We start from the raw sequence: 742 nt of genomic DNA, 5'->3' as shown, positions 1-742 counted from the left end.
CACCCGGCTCGGCGACCCGATCGAGGCCCAGGCCCTGCTCGCCACCTACGGCCAGGACCGGCCGGCCGACGGACGCCCGCTCTACCTGGGGTCACTGAAGTCGAACATCGGCCACAGCCAGGCCGCGGCCGGCGTCGGCAGCGTCATCAAGATGATCGAGGCGATGCGGCACGGCGTCCTGCCGAAGACCCTGCACGTCGACCGGCCGACCAGCCACGTCGACTGGGAGGCGGGCGCGGTCGAGCTGCTGACCGAGGCCCGTCCGTGGGAGGCGTCCGGGCGTCCGCGGCGCGCCGCGGTGTCGTCGTTCGGCATCAGCGGCACCAACGCGCACGTGGTGCTGGAGGAGCCGCCGGCCGCCGACGTCGTCGTCGAGGACGCGCCGGCCGCTGCCCTGCCGGCGACCCCGTGGGTGCTGTCGGGCCGTACGCCGGAGGCCGTGTCCGACCAGGCCGCGCGTCTGCTGGCGTACGCCGAGCGGCACGAGGCACCGGACGCGGCGGCCGTCGGCTGGGCGCTCGCCACGAGCCGGACGGCCTTCGAGCACCGTGCGGTCGTCGTCGGCGCCGACCGCGACGAACTGCTCGCCGGTCTGCGGGCGCTGGCATCCGGCACCCCCGCCGCCGGCGTCGTACGGGACGCGGTGACACCGGGGAAGACGGCGTTCCTGTTCACGGGCCAGGGCGCGCAGCGCACCGGCATGGGCATGGAGCTCTACGACGCCTACCCCGCCTACGCCGAA

1 protein-coding gene is annotated in these 742 nt (G+C 75.5%); it reads left to right on the top strand.

Translation table 11 applies throughout. The features are described 5' to 3' along the window. Positions 1-742, top strand: a 742-nt coding sequence (locus H0H10_RS01570; RefSeq protein WP_188178960.1) for a ketoacyl-synthetase C-terminal extension domain-containing protein, incomplete at both ends; no start/stop codon positions are given.

This window comes from Streptomyces griseicoloratus (genome assembly GCF_014534645.1).
GTDB lineage: Bacteria > Actinomycetota > Actinomycetes > Streptomycetales > Streptomycetaceae > Streptomyces > Streptomyces griseicoloratus.
The sequence above is the reverse complement of the archived record's forward strand: the minus strand, read 5'-3'. Positions and strand labels throughout refer to the sequence as shown.